At 43.7% G+C, this 20,824-nt stretch carries 22 protein-coding genes and 1 pseudogene; 15 read left to right on the top strand and 8 right to left on the bottom strand.

Features of this window, described 5'->3' with window-relative positions; translation table 11 throughout:
- Positions 1-97: 97 nt before the first annotated feature.
- Complete coding sequence (locus ABLT31_RS33915; protein WP_367760059.1) at positions 98-310, bottom strand: hypothetical protein; 213 nt, start codon at positions 308-310, stop codon at positions 98-100.
- 171 nt (positions 311-481) lie between these two features.
- The gene (locus ABLT31_RS33910) at positions 482-658 is read right to left on the bottom strand and encodes a hypothetical protein (protein WP_367760057.1); all 177 of its coding nucleotides are present in this window, start codon (positions 656-658) and stop codon (positions 482-484) included.
- A 238-nt stretch (positions 659-896) separates the two neighbouring features.
- On the opposite strand from ABLT31_RS33910, the gene ABLT31_RS33905 reads away from it, so the two are divergent.
- From ABLT31_RS33905 to ABLT31_RS33890, 4 genes are all read left to right on the top strand, one after another.
- Entirely contained in the window at positions 897-1,256 is a 360-nt protein-coding gene (locus tag ABLT31_RS33905; protein WP_367760055.1) for a hypothetical protein, read from the top strand.
- Positions 1,257-2,162: 906 nt separating this feature from the next.
- Complete coding sequence (locus ABLT31_RS33900) at positions 2,163-2,675, top strand: hypothetical protein (RefSeq protein WP_367760053.1); 513 nt, start codon at positions 2,163-2,165, stop codon at positions 2,673-2,675.
- Between the two features lie 380 nt (positions 2,676-3,055).
- Entirely contained in the window at positions 3,056-3,295 is a 240-nt protein-coding gene (locus ABLT31_RS39100) for a LacI family DNA-binding transcriptional regulator (RefSeq protein WP_462976573.1), read from the top strand.
- A gap of 169 nt (positions 3,296-3,464) precedes the next feature.
- A complete protein-coding gene (locus tag ABLT31_RS33890) occupies positions 3,465-3,623 on the top strand; it encodes a hypothetical protein (RefSeq protein WP_367760051.1) in 159 nt (52 codons plus the stop codon).
- A gap of 639 nt (positions 3,624-4,262) precedes the next feature.
- Here the strand turns inward: ABLT31_RS33890 and ABLT31_RS33885 are convergent.
- Positions 4,263-4,862, bottom strand: a complete 600-nt coding sequence (locus ABLT31_RS33885; RefSeq protein WP_367760049.1) for a TetR/AcrR family transcriptional regulator — start codon at positions 4,860-4,862, stop codon at positions 4,263-4,265.
- A gap of 240 nt (positions 4,863-5,102) precedes the next feature.
- On the opposite strand from ABLT31_RS33885, the gene ABLT31_RS33880 reads away from it, so the two are divergent.
- A complete protein-coding gene (locus ABLT31_RS33880) occupies positions 5,103-6,098 on the top strand; it encodes an NADPH:quinone oxidoreductase family protein (RefSeq protein WP_367760047.1) in 996 nt (331 codons plus the stop codon).
- Positions 6,099-6,304: 206 nt separating this feature from the next.
- Here the strand turns inward: ABLT31_RS33880 and ABLT31_RS33875 are convergent, their stop codons facing one another.
- A complete protein-coding gene (locus tag ABLT31_RS33875) occupies positions 6,305-8,560 on the bottom strand; it encodes a trypsin-like peptidase domain-containing protein (protein WP_367760045.1) in 2,256 nt (751 codons plus the stop codon).
- Between the two features lie 303 nt (positions 8,561-8,863).
- On the opposite strand from ABLT31_RS33875, the gene ABLT31_RS33870 reads away from it, so the two are divergent.
- The 7 genes from ABLT31_RS33870 (at position 8,864) to ABLT31_RS33840 (ending at position 15,886) form a co-directional block, all read left to right on the top strand.
- Positions 8,864-11,593, top strand: coding sequence for a sigma 54-interacting transcriptional regulator (locus ABLT31_RS33870; RefSeq protein WP_367760043.1), 2,730 nt, complete (start codon positions 8,864-8,866; stop codon positions 11,591-11,593).
- Positions 11,594-11,751: 158 nt separating this feature from the next.
- Entirely contained in the window at positions 11,752-12,237 is a 486-nt protein-coding gene (locus ABLT31_RS33865) for a PTS system mannose/fructose/N-acetylgalactosamine-transporter subunit IIB (protein ID WP_367760041.1), read from the top strand.
- 15 nt (positions 12,238-12,252) lie between these two features.
- On the top strand, positions 12,253-12,660 hold the full coding sequence (locus ABLT31_RS33860; RefSeq protein WP_367760039.1) for a PTS sugar transporter subunit IIA: 408 nt from the start codon (positions 12,253-12,255) through the stop codon (positions 12,658-12,660).
- 33 nt (positions 12,661-12,693) lie between these two features.
- A complete protein-coding gene (locus ABLT31_RS33855) occupies positions 12,694-14,280 on the top strand; it encodes a PTS system mannose/fructose/sorbose family transporter subunit IID (RefSeq protein ID WP_367760037.1) in 1,587 nt (528 codons plus the stop codon).
- A 41-nt stretch (positions 14,281-14,321) separates the two neighbouring features.
- Positions 14,322-15,410, top strand: a complete 1,089-nt coding sequence (locus ABLT31_RS33850; protein WP_367760035.1) for an SIS domain-containing protein — start codon at positions 14,322-14,324, stop codon at positions 15,408-15,410.
- A 24-nt stretch (positions 15,411-15,434) separates the two neighbouring features.
- On the top strand, positions 15,435-15,689 hold the full coding sequence (locus ABLT31_RS33845) for an HPr family phosphocarrier protein (protein WP_367760033.1): 255 nt from the start codon (positions 15,435-15,437) through the stop codon (positions 15,687-15,689).
- Positions 15,689-15,886 carry an HAD family hydrolase gene (locus ABLT31_RS33840; RefSeq protein WP_367760031.1) on the top strand — a complete coding sequence of 66 codons (198 nt, stop codon included), beginning with the start codon at positions 15,689-15,691 and terminating at the stop codon, positions 15,884-15,886. The genes ABLT31_RS33845 and ABLT31_RS33840 overlap by 1 nt, the downstream gene beginning before the upstream one ends.
- 284 nt (positions 15,887-16,170) lie before the next feature.
- On the opposite strand, the gene ABLT31_RS33835 is transcribed toward ABLT31_RS33840, so the two are convergent.
- The gene (locus ABLT31_RS33835; RefSeq protein WP_367760029.1) at positions 16,171-17,268 is read right to left on the bottom strand and encodes a hypothetical protein; all 1,098 of its coding nucleotides are present in this window, start codon (positions 17,266-17,268) and stop codon (positions 16,171-16,173) included.
- A gap of 298 nt (positions 17,269-17,566) precedes the next feature.
- On the opposite strand from ABLT31_RS33835, the gene ABLT31_RS33830 reads away from it, so the two are divergent.
- The 3 genes and pseudogenes from ABLT31_RS33830 to ABLT31_RS33820 all read left to right on the top strand — a co-directional run bounded on the left by ABLT31_RS33830 (position 17,567) and on the right by ABLT31_RS33820 (position 18,974).
- The gene (locus tag ABLT31_RS33830; RefSeq protein WP_367760027.1) at positions 17,567-17,704 is read left to right on the top strand and encodes a hypothetical protein; all 138 of its coding nucleotides are present in this window, start codon (positions 17,567-17,569) and stop codon (positions 17,702-17,704) included.
- Between the two features lie 205 nt (positions 17,705-17,909).
- Entirely contained in the window at positions 17,910-18,617 is a 708-nt protein-coding gene (locus ABLT31_RS33825) for an MBL fold metallo-hydrolase (RefSeq protein ID WP_367760026.1), read from the top strand.
- Positions 18,586-18,974 (top strand): annotated as a pseudogene (locus ABLT31_RS33820) (YrdB family protein). Before ABLT31_RS33825 ends, ABLT31_RS33820 begins: the two are co-directional and overlap by 32 nt.
- Positions 18,975-19,042: 68 nt before the next feature.
- On the opposite strand, the gene ABLT31_RS33815 reads toward ABLT31_RS33820, so the two are convergent.
- The 3 genes from ABLT31_RS33815 to yhfH form a co-directional block, all read right to left on the bottom strand.
- Positions 19,043-19,303 carry an HPr family phosphocarrier protein gene (locus tag ABLT31_RS33815; protein WP_367760024.1) on the bottom strand — a complete coding sequence of 87 codons (261 nt, stop codon included), beginning with the start codon at positions 19,301-19,303 and terminating at the stop codon, positions 19,043-19,045.
- 117 nt (positions 19,304-19,420) lie between these two features.
- Complete coding sequence (locus ABLT31_RS33810; protein ID WP_367760022.1) at positions 19,421-19,633, bottom strand: hypothetical protein; 213 nt, start codon at positions 19,631-19,633, stop codon at positions 19,421-19,423.
- Between the two features lie 484 nt (positions 19,634-20,117).
- Positions 20,118-20,249, bottom strand: coding sequence for a protein YhfH (gene yhfH, locus ABLT31_RS33805; RefSeq protein ID WP_367760021.1), 132 nt, complete (start codon positions 20,247-20,249; stop codon positions 20,118-20,120).
- Between the last annotated feature and the right edge of the window lie 575 nt (positions 20,250-20,824).

Here is a 20,824-nt window from a genome sequence, read left to right as displayed (position 1 = left end):
AGGAGGGAAGATTTGCTAAATGAATGCGCGATTCTAACGGAGATCGATTATTGAGGAATAGTGTACCGCCGCTATTCTTTTTTGTTATTAAAGGGCGTTAAATTTTCCACAATACTTCTTTTCCAAGATCAGTAATAGAAAAAACATTGCCATTTAATTCAATGTACCCCTTCTCGCATAAAAATGCTAACCGCTCAGGGGTTTTTTCATCATCTGTTTCTAGATAAATTGCAAACTTGTCCAATTTTCCTTTATCGTTTAACGCTTTCAAAATCTGTTTTGCCAAAACCAATGAAAACCCTTCTTTCATGATACAATTATTATATTTTATTTTACATCAAACCATCATGGGAATTCCAGTAGTTTTCCTATCATCAGATTGGTTAGAGGAAATGAGTATGGGTATCCATTGATCTTTACTTCAAAAAATGCAATTAAAAATTGCCGCCTTTTTAATAAAGGCGGTCTTTTTATCAGGGCATTACTTTATAGAACTTTCTCCCATATCCCTTAATTCTAACCTGCCGTCCTGAAATGAAATATATAGACGATGCAGATGGGAAACAACATCTTCTCTGTAGAAGATGCGCAAATCATTTACTTCCATTACCCAATCTTCATTTTTCAACTCATCCAGAGTCAATTTGAATTTAGACAAGCCTCAAGTGCTTTTCTCATCATATCCAATGCGAACTCCACTTTTATCTCGCTTTTTCATCAATTGCCGTAGAAATCGACTTGCTTCATTTGTGATAATCATAGTAGAAATCACCCCAGATTTTCTATATATCATGACCATTATACTAATCATTTTGTGGTGATTAAAACAAAATGCAACTATTTTGACATGTCTGCCGTCTAAGGAGAAGAAAGGAATAAAATGGGAGGTAGATATTGTGTTGATCATTAGGAAAATGGCTTTAGTGATGGCTTGCTTCTTATTAATTTCAATCCTAAGTGCATGTGGGTTTAACCTGGAACATAACAAAGAAATGGAGCAAGGGACAACTAGCGATGCAAGTGGTACAATGCTTGCCGGGCAAGAAGCCCCCGAAATTGTTGGAATTCTAAAGAGTATTGAGACAAAAGAAGAGGTTATTATTACTGTAGAAGGTCAAGATGTGAATTATCGTCTATCTGAAGAGGCTAAAAGTCAAATTGAAGGAAAGGAAGTCGATTTAGGTAGTGAGGTTGCTTTTACAACCTTCTCAATCGGGGATGACAAAGAAAGTATTGCTGAATTTATTATCAAATAATTCATAGTGGAATTCCATTATGAGTATTAGCATTTCAACATCTTTGCTGGGGTTAAACTCGGGGAGCAGGCTTTATTGTCAGTATAGCGATAAAAGAAATAAGCTAAGGGTGACTTAAAACAAAGTGTCTGGCACTATTGTTGCTCTTCGTTTCCTATCTTTTTGAATCCTTGGGCAGTTAAAATCTCATCGACCACAGAAGAAGGGCTATGATGGGGTAAGCATTTACTGTTTAACATCCAAAATCGCCTCCGTTTTTTTAGTTGCGCCTTCTTGCTTCAACAATAGCGCATCTTTTCGTGGGGAATCTTACTGCACTTTCAATATACCGATAAGGTGTAAGGACCAAGATCGTTTTTGACAATCCGTGGAATCGCCATTTAATTCAATTTCCGAAGGTCCATCAGTGGAACCAACTTGTGAACATGTTAATTCCGATATTAGAAAGGAAGGTAGTTGGAACAGGGTAAACAATAGAACATTCAGGCTCCTTTTTTGTTGAGGAGTTCATTGAAGAAGCCACTAATCCCATAAAGGAAATAGTGGCTTTGTTATGATATATATAAATTTCATTATGTCGTATTTTGTGTACCGTCAGCCCCATCCTTCGCTGCCAGCGTTGACGACCCCAAATGCCGCCCTTCCTGTAACCAATTATAAATAGAGATAGAGTCCTAATGGTGGATTCTTTGTAAATCAACTTTAAAGGTTGCATTAAGAAAATGGAATACAATGATTACCAACATTGACCGATATCCGCTCCTGACATCAGAAGAAGTGGTGTCCGGAGAGACCTGAAAGCACAGCAGGTATTTTAAATTGCTCTTTTAATAAACCAAACTAATCCAAACAGTAGGTATGAAATAAAGTTGATGTGAAGACCGTCTAGTGTTATGGAGGTGCAAGATGAGAAAAATAACTCACTTTGTTGTTGTTTCCCTTCTGATATTGGCATTTGCTTTAACAGGTTGTTCAACTGAACAAACAGATCCCAGCGAAAGTGAAGAAACTTGGCAAGTAAGTCCTGCCTTTACCATTACAAAGCAAGGTCCAGATGGGAAAGATGTACCTTATGGTCTACGAGGGACTGAGGGTAAACTGGCTATTGTTGATGGTCCAGTTATTGCGGGGAAAAAAAACAAGCAGTTATTTCATTTTTGGGGAGGAACACCAGAAAAAACGGAACAATTATTCCATAAACAAGTGAAAGTAATAGGCAAAAGTAAAGAAAATGGAAAAACAGTTACAGCTTTTGAAAGCTCGATTGGTGTTCGGAATGAAGAAATAATAAAACCGCCGCATCATTACGCTGAATCGGTGGGGTATTTGAATTTGCCTCAGAAAGGAATATGGAAACTGGAAGCTTATATTGAAGATGAATTATTTGGCAGCATGATCGTTGATGTTCAAGAGAAATAGGGATTGCTTGCTAAGGAGAAGCGTTGAAAACATTCGTCCCTTTGAAGAAAGATGTATCTTCAATATTGAATGAGGAATTTTCTAATGCTGATTATTTTCCCAGGAGTAAATAAGGGGAACCAACATTTTAGGTAACTATCACAAGGTTAATCATAGAACCTCAAGGGACGCTGTAGTCAAATATACAGTGTTCCTTTTTTATAGTCGAAATCAACACGCCACTGGATTAATGCTTACATTCCAGAGTAATCCCTCCTTTCAAAATAAGATCTTATATCATTTATGTAAGATTTTAAATTCAAAATAGTTAGCCAAGTCCTTATGCTGTAATAGTAAATGAAAATATGGATTAGAAAGGAGTTTTAAACCATTCATATGAGATGAATACGTATTCAGCGTTTAAAGATAAGGGAGTTTCATCCCGGGACGTTGCGAGCTTGGCGGGAGTCTCCCAGGCGACGGTTTCAAGGGTCATGAACAGGCCGGAGTGCGTAAAGGAAGATACTCGAATCAGGGTATTGCAGGCTATGGAAAGGTCATTCCGGCGGAAAAGTTCATTTTATTTCAACAGCTTTCAAAGCACAGGTATTAATGTTTCAAAAAGAACTCTTTTATTATAGAGCAATAGAAGAGTTCTTTTCTTTTTTGTCAGCTTTATTCCGTATATCCTGCACATTTATTAGAAGAACAAGAATAAAGAAGCCAACTCCAGTGGCATCGCAACACCACCAAAAAAAAACATGTTTATGAAGAAACAAGGAAATAATAGAAAAACAAAATAATGAAAAGTTGGAGGGACATACAACAGTGAAAGAAATCAATGAACAAAAGAGAAATAAGACACCACAAAAGACGCAGGAAAGCAAAGCTGCTATGCATTCCGAAGAACCAATAGACAGTGTGGAAGAAGCATACGGGATCGAAGATGACGAGCATTACGCTGGGTAAGATCGGTAACTGAATGGTTAAACACTATGAAAGGGCCATATTAGGCCTTTTTCTTATTTAACCTGCCCATGTTGTAGGGCGAAAAATAGCCCTTGAACACCTCTCATAGGTTCTAACTTTTCATTTCCAGTGATTATCAATTGATTATCACTGTATATTTATTTATTATAAACCTATATTATTTTCATATAATCATTTCTATACAGACATAAATTATGTAAGAAAATCTAACGACAAACCACACAAAAGCCAATAGTTGTATATACTTAACTTTGATCTTATCAAATTGCACTTACATCCATTTACCGCCTGTAATCGCAGAGCGGTCTTTTTTATGCCTCAAGCCAATTAAACAGCATATAGGGACATATTAAGTCCATGTGTTGCATTTTTAGTCCCTGTATGTTATTATGAAAATACAGTATTCATGGACTATTCAGTTGAACTCCATCAACTTCTTTGGCTCACTAATTAGTGAGCCCTTTTTTTTTTCTTTTTATTTGTGCTTCAAGACAATTATAAAACGGGAATTTATCGACAAGTGACAGGCACTTATTAAAATTCCACTATCTCGATACCATAAATGGCCCTATGACATTCACTTTGACATAGGGGGTGAGCAGCAAAAAAAGAAAATGACTAGATATCCTTGTTTGTTAAGAAACGTTCGAGAGTAACATAACAAGTTTGTTTATAATATTCATGTAGTTCATCTTCCCCGATCATTAGCCATTGAATAAGGGAACCATCTATAAGTGCCCGAATCATCTTGGCCGCTTGATCTACATCTAATTTGGGGGAGAAGACCCCTTCCTCTTTCCCCGCTACCACTATTTCCCTTCCGAGTGACCAGCAATTTCCATAGAATTTGTCATTGATTTCTTTAAAATGTTCATTTTGTCTCACCTGGGTCAGAAAATCCAGATATACATGAAAAAATCGCTTGTTTTCATGAGGTGTAGAGAAAGCGGCATTAACATAGGCTCTTAGTTTATCAAGTGCTCGGGAATGTTCCTGTATAGCCTGATATTCGCGTTCAAATATGCGTGATGTCACCGATTCCAATAAATGAAGAAGGACATCTTCTTTATTTTTAAAGTGATAGTTGGTCACCCCTTTGCTTACTCCAGCATAATCAGCGATATCTTGTAAGGTAACGGCATGGAAGCCTTTATCGGAAACAGCCTGAAGAGAAGCTTTTAATATTTGGCGTCGACGCTCTTCTTTGAGCTTGCTCATAATGAACCTCCGTAAATAGAGTGATTATTTGAATTATAACATAAAATATCGACTGGATAAAATAAAATGGATTCAAACTTAAAATTGGATTATAAAAATTCAGAAAAGATGTTGACCAGTCAGAATAATTTGAGGTAATATATGGGTACAGATTAGGAAAGGAGATCACCTAAGCGTTTAAATCTAAAAATTATACTGACCAGACAAAATAAATGTGATTTTAAAAAACGGAGGTATCAAATGACAAAAAGATTCTTAGCGTTTGTTGTCAATAAGACTGATGACCAGTTTAAGAGTGAGGTCAAAGAGCTAACGGAACATGACTTACCCGATGGAGATGTTACTATAAGGGTTGCTTATTCAAGCGTTAACTTTAAGGATGGGTTGGCATCCATTCCGAATGGAAATATAGTAAATCGTTATCCATTTATCCCCGGAATCGATTTAGCGGGAACGGTTGTCGGCTCACAGGATACCCGTTTTCGAGAGGGGGATGAAGTTCTAGTTACAGGCTACGGGTTAGGTGTCAGCCATTTTGGCGGTTTTAGCCAATATGCACGGGTGCCTGCCGATTGGGTCGTGCCTATTCCAAAGGGGCTTACGATGGAAGAAGCCATGGCTTATGGAACGGCAGGATTTACAGCAGCTCTGTCATTTTATCAATTGGAGGAAAGAGGATTAACTCCGGATAAAGGATCCGTATTAGTAACAGGTGCGACAGGAGGAGTAGGGAGTCTGGCTGTATCTATGCTTAAGAAAAAGGGATATGAAGTCGTAGCCAGTACGGGCAAAGAAATGGAGTATCCATACTTGTACCAGATTGGGGCTAAAGAAATCCTTAAGCGGGAAGAACTTCAGCCGGAGAAATTTCCGCCACTAGGAAATCAAAGATGGGCTGGGGCCATTGATCCTGTTGGAGGAAAGTCGCTAGCCTATGTCTTAAGCTGTATTAAATATGGGGGTTCGGTAGCGGTTAGTGGATTAACCGGCGGGAATAGTGTACCAACTACGGTACTACCGTTTATTTTGCGAGGCGTAAATCTCTTGGGGATCGATTCGGTACTTTGTCCAATGGATTTAAGGCTAAAATTATGGGATAAAATGGCTGGAGAGTTAAAGCCCGATCATTTGGCAACAGATATTGGCTGCCAGGTAACCCTTACGCAGCTACCTGAGGTACTATCAGAAATACTCCAAGGAAGAATGAGGGGCCGAGCGGTTGTGAACTTACAATAAGAAATGAACTTGAAAGCATACAGAAATGGGGAGAGACCCCCTTACATCGTGGATAGTCAAAAAGGATATTAATAGGTTAGGTCAATCCAATCGCTAGATTTTAACATGGCAAAAAAGAGGGAAACCCCAATGGCTAATCAGTGGAATAAAATCAGCTGTTGATTGGGTTTCCCTCTTTAGATTTTTCGACAAGTGACAGGCACTTCTTAAAGCTCCACTATCTCGATACCATAAATGGCGCCTTTGACGTTCACTTTCGATAAGCTAATCAGTTTCTTGTTTCTATAGAATAGGAAATCCGATTCGCCTGCTAATTTATAGCTTTTCAGAGGCTCCCAATCGGAGTAATGGTATTCGTAAATCCAATTTTGGCTGGCTAAGTAGAACCGGTCTCCCGCCATATCGAACGTGACGTCATTAAAGCTTCGATTGAGGTTGGTGACATAGTTCATGGCGGAGGTGAAGATGGTTCCTGCGCCGTTGAAGATGTACTTCCCGTCGGGAGACACGCGTATGAATGGACTCATGTCATAATCCCCATGATACGGTGAATCTTTCACTTCCACAAACTGCCCATTATTGATCTGATACGATTCCATATCCCTTGGGGAGGAGTCGGTATCCACACTGATAATCTTATCCAAGTCTGGATGGAGCTCCAGATAGCTAGCTTGGCGGATCATATGCGAAGCGACTTCCAGCTTTTTGTCCCGGGAATAGCTTTTGATCTTGGTCCATTGCCCGGACCCGGAAGAAACATAGATCATTCCATCTGCCACGACGAGGTCATACGGATCGATATCGATTTCAAATTGATCCGTGACTTGCCAGGTGAGGGGGTTGACGATGGCGATTCCACCGCTCTGTTCATTTTCCCACCAATACGAGCTGTGACCTTTGGTCACTAAGGCGACATAAAGCTCGTTATTCGCAAAAAATAATTTTTCCGGCATCAAGGGAAGCTTGAGAAAGCTGCTTTCCTTGGTTTCATAGTTGATCCGATAGATTCCCTTATCTTCTTTATTAATGACATAAAGTATAGGATCTTGCGGATGCAGCACGGCATCCTTCACATATCCGCTCACGGTCATGGCCAGCTTGCTGTCCGGCGGAGTTAATTCCACGGGCTCATCGGGAGCTGGTTCTGCAGCAACATTCTCGCTTGGTTGCGGGTCTTCTTCAAGTTGAGGAATCGGAATTGTCCGGATTGAGGCAAAAGGCACTTGGGTTAGCTCATCAATCCACGGTTTGGCATGATCAATCGCGATGGCAAAATTGAGATTTCCACTCTCGGAGCCGAACGAGGTGATCCCCGCTACAGCGCCCTCCATTGTAAAGAGAGCTCCTCCCGAGCTTCCACTGGTGATCGGAGCAGTGATTTGGATGACATCCATGGTTGCCCCGTCTTCGGTATAGGGGATTTTGCGGATCCCACTCACCAAGCCGTTGGATAACGTATTAATCAGGCCTTCCGGACTTCCAATCGTTACGATGGGATCGCCTTTTTGCAGCATGTTAAAGCTTCCGATAGGAGCGGCCTCCAGCTTGATCCCCTGACTGGCCTTGAGAATGGCCAGATCCAAGTCAGCATCATAACGAACCAATCCTTCTGCTTCATATTCGGTTTCATCCTGTGTCACTACACCGAACGAAGCCGCCCCAGCAATCACGTGGGCATTGGTTAGAATCAATCCATTTCCGATACTAATCCCACTGCCTAGCGAGATTTCTTCACCGTTTTCATCATAGTTGACAATCATGACGACACTTTTTTCTCCTAGTGCAGCAATCTCTCTATACGTAAGTCGTTTTTCCGCCGCTGGTTGATCACCAGAAGGTAATGGGGGCAAAAGAGACAGGGAGGAAGCTTGGATTGGTCGTGTTTTTAGTTCCTGGATCCCGCTTTCGGTTACGTTTTTGACAAATTGTACAGCCTCCGCGCGAGTTAAAGCATCTTTCCCCTTAAACGCCTCGACACTCACCACACCGGGCACTTTCCCTTTTGCATATCCCTTTCCCAACACGTACTGAATAGCATGGGCCCCATTAAAATGGACGCCATCCACACCAGCGATTAATTCGGCGACTCTTTCGCGATTGATCGCTAGATTCCGGTTGGCCACCTTTTGGTATCCTTGTGCAGGATAGTTGCGGCTCTTTGCAAAAAGGTAGTAGGGATCAGACCAATGATAGGTAACCTTATAGCTGTGAAGCTCAGGTGGCTGATAGGCCTCAAACAACATCACCATGAATTCTGCTTCACTGACTTGTTTCTGGGGGAGGAAGGTTCCATCCGGGTAGCCTTTCACCATTCCTGACCTTTTTCCCCAGGAAATAGCGTCCAAAGCCCAATGGTTCGCGGGAACATCTTTGAACAACGCCGTCATTGCGGCATTGGCCGCAGGCAGAAAAGAAGTAAAAAACAATAGACTTGCGAAAATCAACGAAAACCATGCTTTCATCAAATGAATTCCTCCATCATGAACTGGGTTCAGCCCAGTATTTCATATAAGGATTCGAAAGTCAGTATGTAATTATTGGGGGTGAGGCCTCTCCATCGGGCCAGAAGATGTCTCAGTCAATATGTGGAGATCCTCTTCCTTTTTTAGAATAATTAAATTAGAATGAAAGTTAACTTGATAGAGACTGGAAATTTTTAATAGATTTATCATGTTCATCATTTTTCATTTTTATATAGTAGGAACCCTTCAATGTTGGATATCAAAACAATAGAAGTGCTAGCTTCCAGAAGGAGGAAAAGGTTTGTGCGCAAGTATCGAGTTCTAGAAATTGTACAGCGTCTTGTACCTATGGATGGATCTCAGGGCGTAACCGCTGAAGAAGTCGCTAGGTCTGCAGGGATATTGCGGCATAACGCTAGTGCAGATCTAAACGAGCTGGTCAGAGAGGGGTTATTGAATAAAAGTACAGGGCGACCCGTTCGCTTTTGGGCAACATACCAAAGCCATCCCTTATCGAAACCGGTGCATGTTGCCACGAAAAAGGCTGCTTCAATGGGAAATGAGCCTGCTGTTTTGGATATCATCGGTGGGGCAGGCAGTCTGCGCACGGCCATCGAGCAGGCGAAGGCAGCGATGTTATATCCGCCCCGCGGTTTGCCCACTCTGATCGTCGGTCCAACGGGCGCCGGGAAGAGCCATTTAGCGGGAATGATGCATCAATATGCCGTGCATGCAGGGAGAATCGACTCGACAGCGCCTTTTAATATTTTTAATTGCGCGGACTATGCAGCTAACCCGCAGCTCTTGCTTGCCCAGCTTTTCGGTTATGTGAAAGGAGCCTTTACGGGTGCCGACCAAACAACCCCGGGGCTCATCTCTCAATCTGAAAACGGAGTGCTTTTTCTCGATGAGATCCACCGCCTGCCCCCGGATGGACAAGAGATGCTTTTTCTTCTGATGGACCGGGGACTGTACCGCATGCTAGGGGATGGGGCCATGCAGCGTCCGGCTTCAGTTATGCTTATAGCTGCCACCTCTGAAGATCCGCATTCTGTTCTTCTGAAAACCTTGCTGCGCCGTTTCCCTGTGGTGATTTCGCTGCCGGAGCTTCAAGAGCGTTCCATAGAGGAACGACTGGCTCTGACCGAGCTTTTCCTGCAGGAGGAAGCGACACGGGTCGGCATCCCGATTTCCGTTAGCCCGCTTGTCCTCATCGCCCTGCTTACTTTCCGAACCGTCGGGAATGTGGGGGAGCTTCGAAGCGCGATACTCCTTGGATGTGCGAAGGCATTCCTTAACTATATTGCAGCGGGTCATTCCTTAAGCGTCATGCCTGTTTATTTAACGCATCTTGCCCCGCACATCCAACTGGACTATTTGAAGAATAGTGTAGATACAACAAGAATGGAACAACTGGTCGGGGTGGAGGATCGGATTTATTATCCGCAGCCGGAAGGCGGAATCAGCGAGCAAAATGAGCGGACTCCCCTAGACTTTTACAGTGATCTTCGCCGAAGGATGAGCGGCTACCTAGAAAGCAATTTAGAAACGGAAGAAGTGCAGAAGCTGATCCAGATTGATGTGGATTATTACTTGCGGCGGCTTCTTATGGGGAAGGGGAGCGGCCTGTCGCATATCCCTGCCCATTTCTTGGATGTTGTGGCGAGCTTTGTTGAAGAGGCGGGAAGAGAATTGGGCAATGCATTCGGGCCGGAAGTGATTACCGCGCTGGCTCTGCATCTGGTTTCCTCCCCTCGGGCCGAGAGCTCTGATATGGATCGCACACTGGCCCTGGTCGCCCATTGTTCCCGCGAATACGGGGTGGTGAGCAGACTGGCTGAAGTGTTGGAAAAGAAGCTGGAAATCACCTTAACACCAGGAGAGATCAGCTTTCTCGCGCTCTTTTTAGCTGCTCATGGACGCAAGCGGGAGCAAGGGGGAATCGCGGTATTGGTGATTGCCCATGGCTATTCAACGGCTTCAAGTATGGCGGAAGTGGCGAACAGTCTCCTGGGGGAGAAAAGAGCGGTAGGGATTGATATGCCTCTCGATCAGAGTATAGAGGATACCCTGCAGATTGCCATACAGAGCATTAAAGATACGGGGAAGACAAAGGGGGTTTTATTACTCGTGGATATGGGCTCCTTAACAGGTTTTGCCCCATATTTGGAGCGCGCTTGCGATGTTCCTGTGAAGGTCATTCCCCTAGTGACGACGGCTGCCGTCATTGAAGCCTCTCGTTTATGCGGAGAAAGCGATGCGGATCTGGCCGCGATGGAAAGAGCCATCAAACAAGTCTATCAGTATGAGTCTTCCCTGCCCCTGATTCAGGAGGAGAGAAGAGTTATCATTACGACCTGTTTAACTGGTCAAGGTACCGCGCGCAAGCTAGCCGCTTTTCTTGCAGAGGCTTTTCCGGCTGAAATTCGCGAGGAAGTGATAATACAGCCTGTCGATGTAGAAAATGGATCAGAGATCCCCCGTTTATTAGTGGAAGGCTGGCGAGGCATGGTGATTGCTTCTACCGGTACTGTAGATCCGCATATACCAGGGATTCCTTTCATTGGGATGGAACAGATCCTCTTTGGCGAAGGGATTCAAAAGCTGGTCTCTCTCGTTAACGAAGAAAAAGCGGAAGAAGCCATGGTGGAGGTATTAACCAGGAAAGAGACGGTGGAGCTAGCCCGTCGCTTTGTAGTGGATTACATGGACTCGCAGGAAGGCCATAAGTTTGTCGATGCTGCTGTCGCTGCGTTGGACCGATTGGAGCTTGGCATAGAGAAATATGTTACTCCCAGCCAGGCTGCCCGCTGGGTCATTCATTTTTCCTTTGCCTTGGAGAGGCTGTGCACAGACGGATCGATTTTAGAATGCAGTGAATTAGATGCTCTCCAGCAACAGCATAGCAATTTATTGGATGCTCTGCATGAAGCTGTACGCGAAATCGAAGAGCAATGGACGGTTGCGTTTCCTGTGGGGGAAATTGGTTTTCTAGCTTTGATTGTTTTGTCTTCGCAAGACACAAGAAAATAGTGTCTCGAATTGTCTTGATGTAGTGTCTTTAAGATGGGGAGTTGGAAGGGCTCGCCATCTTTGTTTTTTACCTTGTGTCTTGGCATATGGTTTGCATTATTAATAGGCAGAGTCAGCAATAAGAGCTAACATCAAAAAATGAGAATAGGGAGGTACATATGAACATTGTTTTGGTTCGTGTCGATGATCGCTTGATTCATGGAGAAGTCGCCGTAGGCTGGACAAGAACAATAGGGGCTACACATATTGTCGTAGCGAACGACCAGGCTGCCAAAGACCATACCCAAAAGATGCTTCTGAAAATGGCAACGCCGGTAGGGGTGAAGTCGACGATTCTATCCGTTGCCGAAGCAGCCGCGCAGCTGGCTGCCGGGAAATTCAGGAGTGATAAAGTGATTGTGCTGGTCCGGGATCCTCAGTCTCTTCTAGATCTTTTATCCGGAGGAGTGCCGTTTTCAAAGGTGAACGTGGGCAATGTGAGAGCCACGGAGGGACGGGAGCGCTTGACCAAAGAGGTGGCTGCCTCACCGGAGGAATTAAAAGCTTGGAGAAAGCTCGACGAAATCGGGATTCAGCTCGAAGCCCGGCTGCTGCCTGGGAATGCCCCATCCGATTTTAATCAATTGATTCGATCACATGTATAAGGAGAGAGATAAACGTTGATAGGTGTAATCCTTGTGACCCATGGCCGATTGAGTGAAGCCTTACTCGAAACCACATCCTTTTTTGTCAGTGATCTGTCCATGACGCGTGCGGTTACCTTTTCGTCCGGGCAAGGGCTGGAGGATTTGGAGGCCTCCATCCGGGCGGGCATCCAAGAGCTTGATCCGAACGAGGGCATTCTGGTCCTGGTCGATTTGCCGGGGGGCAGTCCAGCGCGGGCTGCCGGCACGCTATTGCTAGAACATCCCGATATGGAGCTGGTGGCGGGGGTGAATATCCCGATGCTAGTTGAAGTCCTTATGGTTCGAGAGAGCATGACGCTTGCCGAATTGGCTCAGCATGCTGTCTCCTCCGGTATGGATGGGATTGTGGATATTAAAAAGCTGATTCAGCCTCAGCTTTAATCGGAACTAATTCTTAGGAAGGGAGCGGATAGGATGTCGATCGGAACAGCGCTATTACTATCGCTGCTTGCAGGATTTGCCTATTTTTCACGCCGGTTTTTGGGTGACTTTTATATTGAGAGGCCGATTATCTTGGCTCCGTTAGCCGGCTTGATCATGGGGGACTTTCAGACGGGATTGATTGTCGGCGGAACGCTGGAGTTCATTTTCATGGGTGTGACCAATGTGGGCAGTTCGATCCCGCCGAACTACGCGATTGGGGGAACGATTGGTACGGCCTTTGCCATCTCATCCGGGCAAGGCGTGGAGACGGCACTTCTCATTGCGATCCCGGCCTCGCTTTTGGGCGTATTCTGCGAAATGAGTGCCAAAACGATCAGCGCTTTTCTTATCAATGCCGCTGACCGAATGGCTGACAATGGCAATGATAAGGGAATTTCCCTGATGATGCATTTCGGAAACCTGATCCATTTCTTGTCCAATGCCATTCCGACCTTCATCGCGCTGGTCTTGGGCGACGCAATGGTCAAAGCCATTATGGACGGCATACCAATATGGTTTAAAGATGGACTTACAGTCGCCGGAAGTCTTTTGCCGGCTCTAGGGTTTGCTCTCTTGCTCAGCACGTTGGCGTCTCCTGGCTTGTTTCCGCTCTTTTTTATCGGTTTTTTAGTGGCGGCTTATACCAACTTTGGCGTTCTGGGTATCGCGCTGCTTGCCTTTTTCGTGATTATGGTTATCCAATCTCGCAGCCAAGCGAACGAAGACTATATGGTGATGGAAGACGAGGTAGCCGCTGCCCATGCGATCGGTTCAAGGGACGCTTTCTCCAAACAGGATATTCGCCGCGTGTTCTTTCGCTCTTTTGCCTGCCAATCGGCCTTTAGCTTTGACAGGATGCAAGCCTTTGGTTTTACCTGGGCCTTGATTCCCATACTGAAGAAAATTTACAAAGATAATCCGGAAGGCTATAAATCCGCCCTTAAGCGTCATCTGGTATTTTTTAATACGCATCCTTGGCTGAATGGTCCGATCCTCGCTCTTACGGCGGATATGGAATTAAGAAAAGCGAAGGGGGAAGACATCGAGGAGCAAGCCATTCAAGGATTGAAGTCAGGACTGATGGGTCCGATTGCAGGTGTTGGCGATTCCATGCTGCACGGGACGCTGAAGCCGCTGGTTGGCGGGGTAGCCGCAACGCTTGCCTTGCAAGGCAATCCGATCGCACCTGCGCTATTCTTCGTGGTTACCGCCTCGGTTCATTTGTGGGTGAGGTGGTTTACGGTAAAGAAAGGGTTTGAAATGGGAGAACGATTCCTTGGTGTTCTAGGCTCCGGCCGTCTGCGCAAAATGATGGAGGCCGCAACCATGGTCGGGCTCATAACGGTTGGCGCACTTACAGCCACTTGGCTGAAAGTCAAAACTCCCCTGACCTATAAAGTGCAGGAAGGCTCGATTGTCATCCAGGATATCCTCGACGGCTTCATGCCGAAGATCTTGCCGCTGGCGATTACACTGTTGGTCTTCTGGCTTGTCCGCAAGCGGTTGAGTTCGACTGCGATCATGATGGGACTGATTGTTGCAGGCCTCATTCTGGGAGGACTTAAAATTCTGGGTTAAATTTATTCAATATTTAAATTAATGAAAAAGGATGGTGCGATATGAAGACTGTAGAAATCATGGATTATATTACCGAACAGCCGGAAATATTGAGAAATATAGTAGAAAACCGAAAAGAGATTCTAAAAGATTTTATTGCGGCCTATCAGGCAAATAAAGTATCCAAAATCATCCTGACCGGCTCCGGTTCTTCTTATAATGCATCGGTTTCTTCCAGGCATTTCATTGAAAAACTGCTAAAAGTCGAAACCCATGTGGAGTTCGCCTATACCTTTAACAAGCATCTGCATGTTTTCAGCAGGGATACGTTAGTTTTTTCCCTTTCCCAAAGCGGAGAAAGCACGGCAGCGGTTCATTGCCTGGAAAAAGCGAACCAGCTGGAACTGTTATCGGTCGCAGTCACCTCACAGGATGACAGTCTCATTACGGAATATGCGAAAAACAAGATTATTGTGCCTTCCGGAGAAGAGAAGGCGGGAGCGACAACCAAGGGGTATACCTCAACAGTACTCACTCTCTATCTTATGGCGATCGAAACGGCCTATCAAACCGATCTGCTCCATGAGGAAAAATATAAGCAATATATCAGTCAATTAAAAGCCATTATTGGCAATATGGGCAAATCCATAGAGGCAGCTGAGGAATGGTATAAAGAACATAAAGAGGAGTTGTTGTCCGCAAGCAACTATATTGTTACGGGGTATGGAGATAATTACGGCACAGCAATGGAAGGCGGACTGAAGTTTTTGGAAACCTCCAGAGTTCCCGTAAGCGTCTATGAGCTGGAGGAATTTATGCACGGTCCTTATAACGCCATTGATGAGAACAGCTATATCTTTTTTATCGGAACACCGGGGGATGGAAAAGAACGCATGATGAAGCTGGTAGAGTATTTCTCCAGTAAAACCCCTCATGGCTATGTGATTACGAAAAAGAGTGAATGCCATACTCCGGGAAGCCTGGCTATCGATTTTATTGATGATGAGGACTTGTCGCCCATTGAATATATTGTACCTTTGCAGGTGCTGTTTTTCCGAACGGCAAAAGACCGCGGGGTCAATATGAGAACGCCTAGATATGTCGATTTTCATCCCTATATGAATAGCAAAAGGCGTTTAAGATTCCTGTAAAAACCAGAGTGGAGGGAAAAGCGCATGGAGCGTCAAGTCAGGGTCAATCATGCGGAAGGATTGCACGCGCGTCCGGCTGCCGATTTTGTAAAAGCGGCGTCGTCTTTTAAAAGCCGGGTGGATTTGGTATCCGGAATCCGGGAGGCGAACGCCAAATCGATCCTAGGCCTGTTGAAGTTAGGCGTAAAAAGCGGGCAGGTGGTCATTCTGCGGGTGGAAGGACCCGATGAGGAAGAGGCGATTCAAGTCCTATCCGGCTTATTGGAGCAAGGGGCGTAATGCCCCTTTTTTCACGTTTAATCAAAGGGGAGGTGATCGCCATTGAGGATTCGCCAAACGGGGCACTAGCAGCCAAGCGTGCAGGAATCCGTTGCGTAGTCGTTCCTAATGGGATGACCAAAAATCTAAGATTTCCCGATGTCGATATAGTCCTGGAATCCCTTAAAGATTTTGATATGAATATGTTTAAGGAATAACGATTTATGTCTATCCGGAAAACCCATCAGACTTTGGTTTTGGTGAATATTTCTCCTCATATTCTGTTAATAATCTGGTCACATTTCTACGGTAGTATTATTACATCAAAACCTTGTTAGTATATTTCTTCTCCTCGAAACCTATTTTTATATAGGTTTTCTTTTTTGTCCGAATGTCTATTTGGTAATGGATTGCTCATAGTCGATGACCGTTATTGTAACCCGAAATAAAAAAAGGTACCAATGTTAATGGTACCATGATCCCTCTGTAAGTGAGTAAGCCGTCACTTTTTGACTTTAAACATATAGGTGACATAGGATACAGATTCTTGATAGGCGTATAAATTATATTGTTTTTTGAGTTGTGTCAAGATGGCTGAGGCCGTCTTGGCACTTTTCGTTTTTTGATAGCTTGCAACCAAGGTTTTTAATGAAGGATTCTGCAATACATCCCGTTTCCAATCCGATAACCTGGGCTTCAGCACTTCCTGGCGGATTTCTGAAACATATTTCGGCAGCACTTCCATCACCTTTTTCTCAGCTCCAGGCAATGCTTTCTCATATTCCTTTTGCAGCTGATAGAAGGCTTCATTTCCCAATAATGGCTTTCCCTTGGTGTACATCAGCAATAGACTGAGGGTGGGGTCCGGTTTCTTGCTATAATCCAAGGTATTATATTGGTATTGGTTCCCGACTTTTTTGCGCGGAAGATACAGGTACGCATAGTGGATCACGGCAAAATACTGGTCCGGCATGATCATTTCCTGATTCGGATAAATCGGGTTTTTTTGTCTGCTTAGAAAGTAAGGAAGCCCGACCTCTCCAGCCCAATTCAAAGTTGGATTCTTCGTGTCCGAAAATTCGATGCTGCCTTTATAAGGAACGATGTCCTTATAGACGCGATACAGTACATTGGCAATAAATTCTTTTGTCGTTGCGCCTTCCTTGGCCTCTTTTTCCGTGACAAGGTTTAACTCGATCAGTCTTTTCAGTCTGGCTTCCATTTCCTCCTTCCCTCCGGGGACCTCATCCATTCCCATTCCGGCTTGAGAGGGATCCACTTGGGGAGGAACCGTGATCATTTTGTTCCCATCCTCGACCAGATCGTAGACAAACATTAAAAAGCCCATCCTGCTCAAATTCATCCCATCTTGGTAGATCGGTCGCAGCGGGACAAATTGCCTGGCGCCTGTTAACCCCGTCGCCATGTAATTTGAAAACAGTAGAAAGCGGTTATCTTCTTCAAAGTCGTTTTTTGCTGGAACCTTTATGGTAATCGGAGATACGCTCTTGGACTGTGCGTCTGCCATCGTTGGTGTAAGGATCAAACTGCATGCAGCCACCAAAGCCGTCCATGAACTGAGTGTTGATTTTTTTCCCACAATGATCATCCTGCCTTCCTGCGTGTTTTACTGAATAAGACGTAGTAGGCTCAGAAAAAGTTTCAGACCAACGTTATTTGTCCAGATGGGCGGAAGTGCCCGAACCAAAAATGCCAGAATGGTATAAAGATAAAATGATAGCGTTTCATGAGGTGATATATTAAAAGATTTACCTTATGGGGTCCCTTTAGGTCATGAGATCAAATCGAAAATCACAATCCATAGTTGGTCCATGTGATTGGGAGCCGATGAACAAGCTTAAGTCAATTTCTTCTGCTGAATGGGAGGAATTTAAAAGATGGAAGGAACGAAAATGAAACCATGTCGTGATTGTGCAGGACATGGAAAAGTGTTTTTTCAGGGTCATCTTGTCCCGTGCATTATCTGCAAAGGGAGTGGAGAAGTGGAGGAGGACGAAACGAATGAATCTCCGTAAATGATTCGAAGCCTGACAATCACGGTCAGGCTTTTTCATCTTGCTTTTCTCCTATTTTGAACAATGGATAGCACTTTGTCTGTTAACGTATAAATAAACATCAACTGGTTATTGTTTCTATTTAACAAGAACATTATAATCAATAACGTACATAGTGTACATTTATTGAATTGTTTTTTAATTTTAAAGATTGAGGGTGTCTAGTATGAGAATCATTCAAGAATCTTCCTTGTACCAATTAACGTTTTTCAAGGGCGAGTCTTTGTCGGTCAATTGTTATCTGGTAGAGGAGGATGATGACCTTACGCTGATCGATACGGGTATCCCTGAAAGTGTTGAAGGGATTAGGGAAGCCGCCCTCATGATACAAAAACCGATTGCCAGAATCGTAATAACCCATGTCCATCACGATCATATAGGAGGACTAGACCCGCTTAAACAAGCCTTTCCCCATCTCCCAGTTTACCTATCCACCCGAGAGTCCCGTCTGATATCCGGAGATCTAACATTGGACGCCAATGAACCTCAGACCGCAATCCGAGGAACGATACCTAAAAATGTAAAAACAAAGGCTGACGTATTACTGCAAGAGGGAGATCGGATCAAGTCCCTGCTTGTGTTAGCTACTCCGGGACATACACCTGGTTCCATCTCCTTTTTTGATATTCGAAATAAAGCTTTGATCGCCGGTGACGCTCTCCAGACAGAGGGCGGTATGGCTGTAGCTGGTCAGCTTCGTCCATCCTTTCCATATCCTGCCATGGGTACATGGAACAAGCAGGTCGCTCTGGCAAGTGCAAAAAAACTATACGAGTATCAACCTGCTTTGCTTGCCGTAGGTCATGGCCCCATGATGAAAGAACCGTGTTCAGATATGAAGCATGCCATTGATGAAGCGGAACAAAATTGTTGATTGTGGGGGAATTTTAAAAATGGTGATCCTGCAATACGCAAATTTAGCGTTAAGATTTCTATTGGAACTTTGCGCCTTAGCAGCAGTGGGGTATTGGGGATTTCATACAGGGAAAGGAACCATCATGAAAATGGGGCTGGGGATCGGGGCTCCGCTTTTGATCGCCGTGGTTTGGGGGCATTCGGGTCACCAAAAGCCACAGTCAAATTATCCGTGCCATGGCATATAGTCCTCGAATGGATTGTATTTGGAATACCTGCCGTTGCCCTATACGTCGCTGGAAAACCTCAACTAGCATGGATTTATGGCATTTGTGCAATAATCAATCGACTTCTCATGTTTATATGGAAACAATGATAAAGGAACTGGATCTGATTAAAGAAGATCCCTATCGGAAATAAGGATCTTCTTGGTTTGGTTGGATATCATTGGTTCAAATTCAATTTATGTTCTACAATCTCCATCAGCGCAGACAAAGCATTCCTTTCATCAGGACCTTTCACCTCAATCGTGATCCTTTTCTTATGAATATTTAGCGACATTAATCCTAAAATACTTTTTCCATTTGCTGTTTCTCCGTTTTCGCTTCTTACTATTATATCCGATTGGAATTGGCTGGCTTTTTGAACGAATTGAACGGAACGTTTTAGATGAAAGTCGGAAATAAACACATCTTTACAGATCATGACTTATCACCTCGGCTGTAGGATAGAATCGGGGGAGTAATGGAATCCCAATTTTTTTTCATAGAGGATAGTGGACTAGGATGAGGAGTTTGAAAGTATTTGGAAAAATTCTTTTCATTACCCCATACGCAATTGATTTCCTTGTACATTACTCTTCCAAGGTTCAATTTCATCAGCGAAAAGCAAAATTTCTCGACCATCCGTCAATTTAATGTGGTATAACTCATCGGATTTCAGGGAATCAACGAACGCAACCTTCCCAAAAAATGGATGATCCTCATTAATGATCTTTATAACGGTACCTTTTCTAAATAGCTTAGTGGGATTCATGAATATCTTCCTTTCCCTTTTCAGGCAGATGCCTTTTGTATTTGAATTCATTATAGTGGGGAAGTACAATCTTGAGTTGCCGATTGATATATTTCTTTACAGAAAAAAGGCCTATTGGTTCGATAGATGGGGATTGTAACCACCGAAATCCAAACTCTCTAATAATTTATTATGGCGGTAGCCAAATTAGACGAGCGTTCTGCCGGTTTTATAAATGTTTATTAGTCAAAACTTTAACCTCTAAAAGGAGTTTATATTTGATCTTGGGGGTCGTTCCCTACAAGTAGAGAAGATCTCGACATGGCTTAGAATATATTGGAAGGAAACGGAATTTAAACCTAAATCAAAAGTCAATGAATAATCTAAGCAGAAGGGAGTTTTCAACGGCTGCTTACAAACTATCATCTAGCTCGAGGGTGCAGAATGACACCGTGCTCCAGTGGGCTAGTCTCCACAAAAAAACCTTGACCCATGCAGGTCAAGGTTACTCGTGTTTCTTTCCGAAACAGCGCGTGCATTCGTAGATATAAGATTCGGCCTGCTCTACAAAATGTTCCCCACACTCACGGCATTCCTTTTGCGGTATATTGCGGTAAAATTCAAGGTTTATAGTCATTGAAATCCCCTCCGAATAAATTTTCTGATAATTCCTTCTTGATATTATTGTATTATAACAGATGATAAAAATCAATAGCTGTTATGTAAAGGCTGTTAGAATATTTTTTTGATTCGTTGCATACGATGTTGTTTGCTTTGGTTGCTAGGCAGGTCTGAACTGGACGGGTAAAGAGCTAAAGTGCTGGGCGAAAACTCGACATGGATTTGTACATGAGTAGTCACGAGATCTTAGATACCTGACAACTCTAGATAATAAAGATAAAACACACTTTTGGAGGGGACTGCTTCTATAGTGCCGGAGGCTTCGTTTCTGCAAAAAATAGACCCCCTTTACCCTCTTTAGTATAATCAGGATATATTAACATCTAGAGGAAAGACCTGTGCAGGAACTCATTCATGAACTTTCTCTTACGGGCTGGTTTTAGAAGCGAGAAGTCCGTTTTCCTTTCTCGATTTGAAATAAGTGGAGAATCGCCACTTAAAATGAAAATCAAACTAGGTAAAGTCGAAATAGTGGGAAAAATGGACCTCCGTCAAGAAAGTGGACAGTTAAATAAGGCATTTTATGATGCC

This window comes from Ammoniphilus soli (assembly GCF_040813775.1).
Note: the sequence above shows the minus strand (reverse complement) of the source record. Positions and strands in the feature narration are given on the sequence as shown.

Coding starts and splice junctions, on each gene's coding strand:
- ABLT31_RS33840 (WP_367760031.1), top strand. CDS start 15,689: ATGCCCCTTTTTTCACGTTTAATCAAAGGGGAGGTGATCGCCATTGAG.
- ABLT31_RS33825 (WP_367760026.1), top strand. CDS start 17,910: ATGAGAATCATTCAAGAATCTTCCTTGTACCAATTAACGTTTTTCAAG.
- ABLT31_RS33855 (WP_367760037.1), top strand. CDS start 12,694: ATGTCGATCGGAACAGCGCTATTACTATCGCTGCTTGCAGGATTTGCC.
- ABLT31_RS39100 (WP_462976573.1), top strand. CDS start 3,056: ATGAATACGTATTCAGCGTTTAAAGATAAGGGAGTTTCATCCCGGGAC.
- ABLT31_RS33845 (WP_367760033.1), top strand. CDS start 15,435: ATGGAGCGTCAAGTCAGGGTCAATCATGCGGAAGGATTGCACGCGCGT.
- ABLT31_RS33865 (WP_367760041.1), top strand. CDS start 11,752: ATGAACATTGTTTTGGTTCGTGTCGATGATCGCTTGATTCATGGAGAA.
- ABLT31_RS33875 (WP_367760045.1), bottom strand. CDS start 8,560: ATGAAAGCATGGTTTTCGTTGATTTTCGCAAGTCTATTGTTTTTTACT.
- ABLT31_RS33815 (WP_367760024.1), bottom strand. CDS start 19,303: ATGATCTGTAAAGATGTGTTTATTTCCGACTTTCATCTAAAACGTTCC.
- yhfH (WP_367760021.1), bottom strand. CDS start 20,249: ATGACTATAAACCTTGAATTTTACCGCAATATACCGCAAAAGGAATGC.
- ABLT31_RS33880 (WP_367760047.1), top strand. CDS start 5,103: ATGACAAAAAGATTCTTAGCGTTTGTTGTCAATAAGACTGATGACCAG.
- ABLT31_RS33850 (WP_367760035.1), top strand. CDS start 14,322: ATGAAGACTGTAGAAATCATGGATTATATTACCGAACAGCCGGAAATA.
- ABLT31_RS33915 (WP_367760059.1), bottom strand. CDS start 310: ATGAAAGAAGGGTTTTCATTGGTTTTGGCAAAACAGATTTTGAAAGCG.
- ABLT31_RS33830 (WP_367760027.1), top strand. CDS start 17,567: ATGGAAGGAACGAAAATGAAACCATGTCGTGATTGTGCAGGACATGGA.
- ABLT31_RS33810 (WP_367760022.1), bottom strand. CDS start 19,633: ATGAATCCCACTAAGCTATTTAGAAAAGGTACCGTTATAAAGATCATT.
- ABLT31_RS33885 (WP_367760049.1), bottom strand. CDS start 4,862: ATGAGCAAGCTCAAAGAAGAGCGTCGACGCCAAATATTAAAAGCTTCT.
- ABLT31_RS33900 (WP_367760053.1), top strand. CDS start 2,163: ATGAGAAAAATAACTCACTTTGTTGTTGTTTCCCTTCTGATATTGGCA.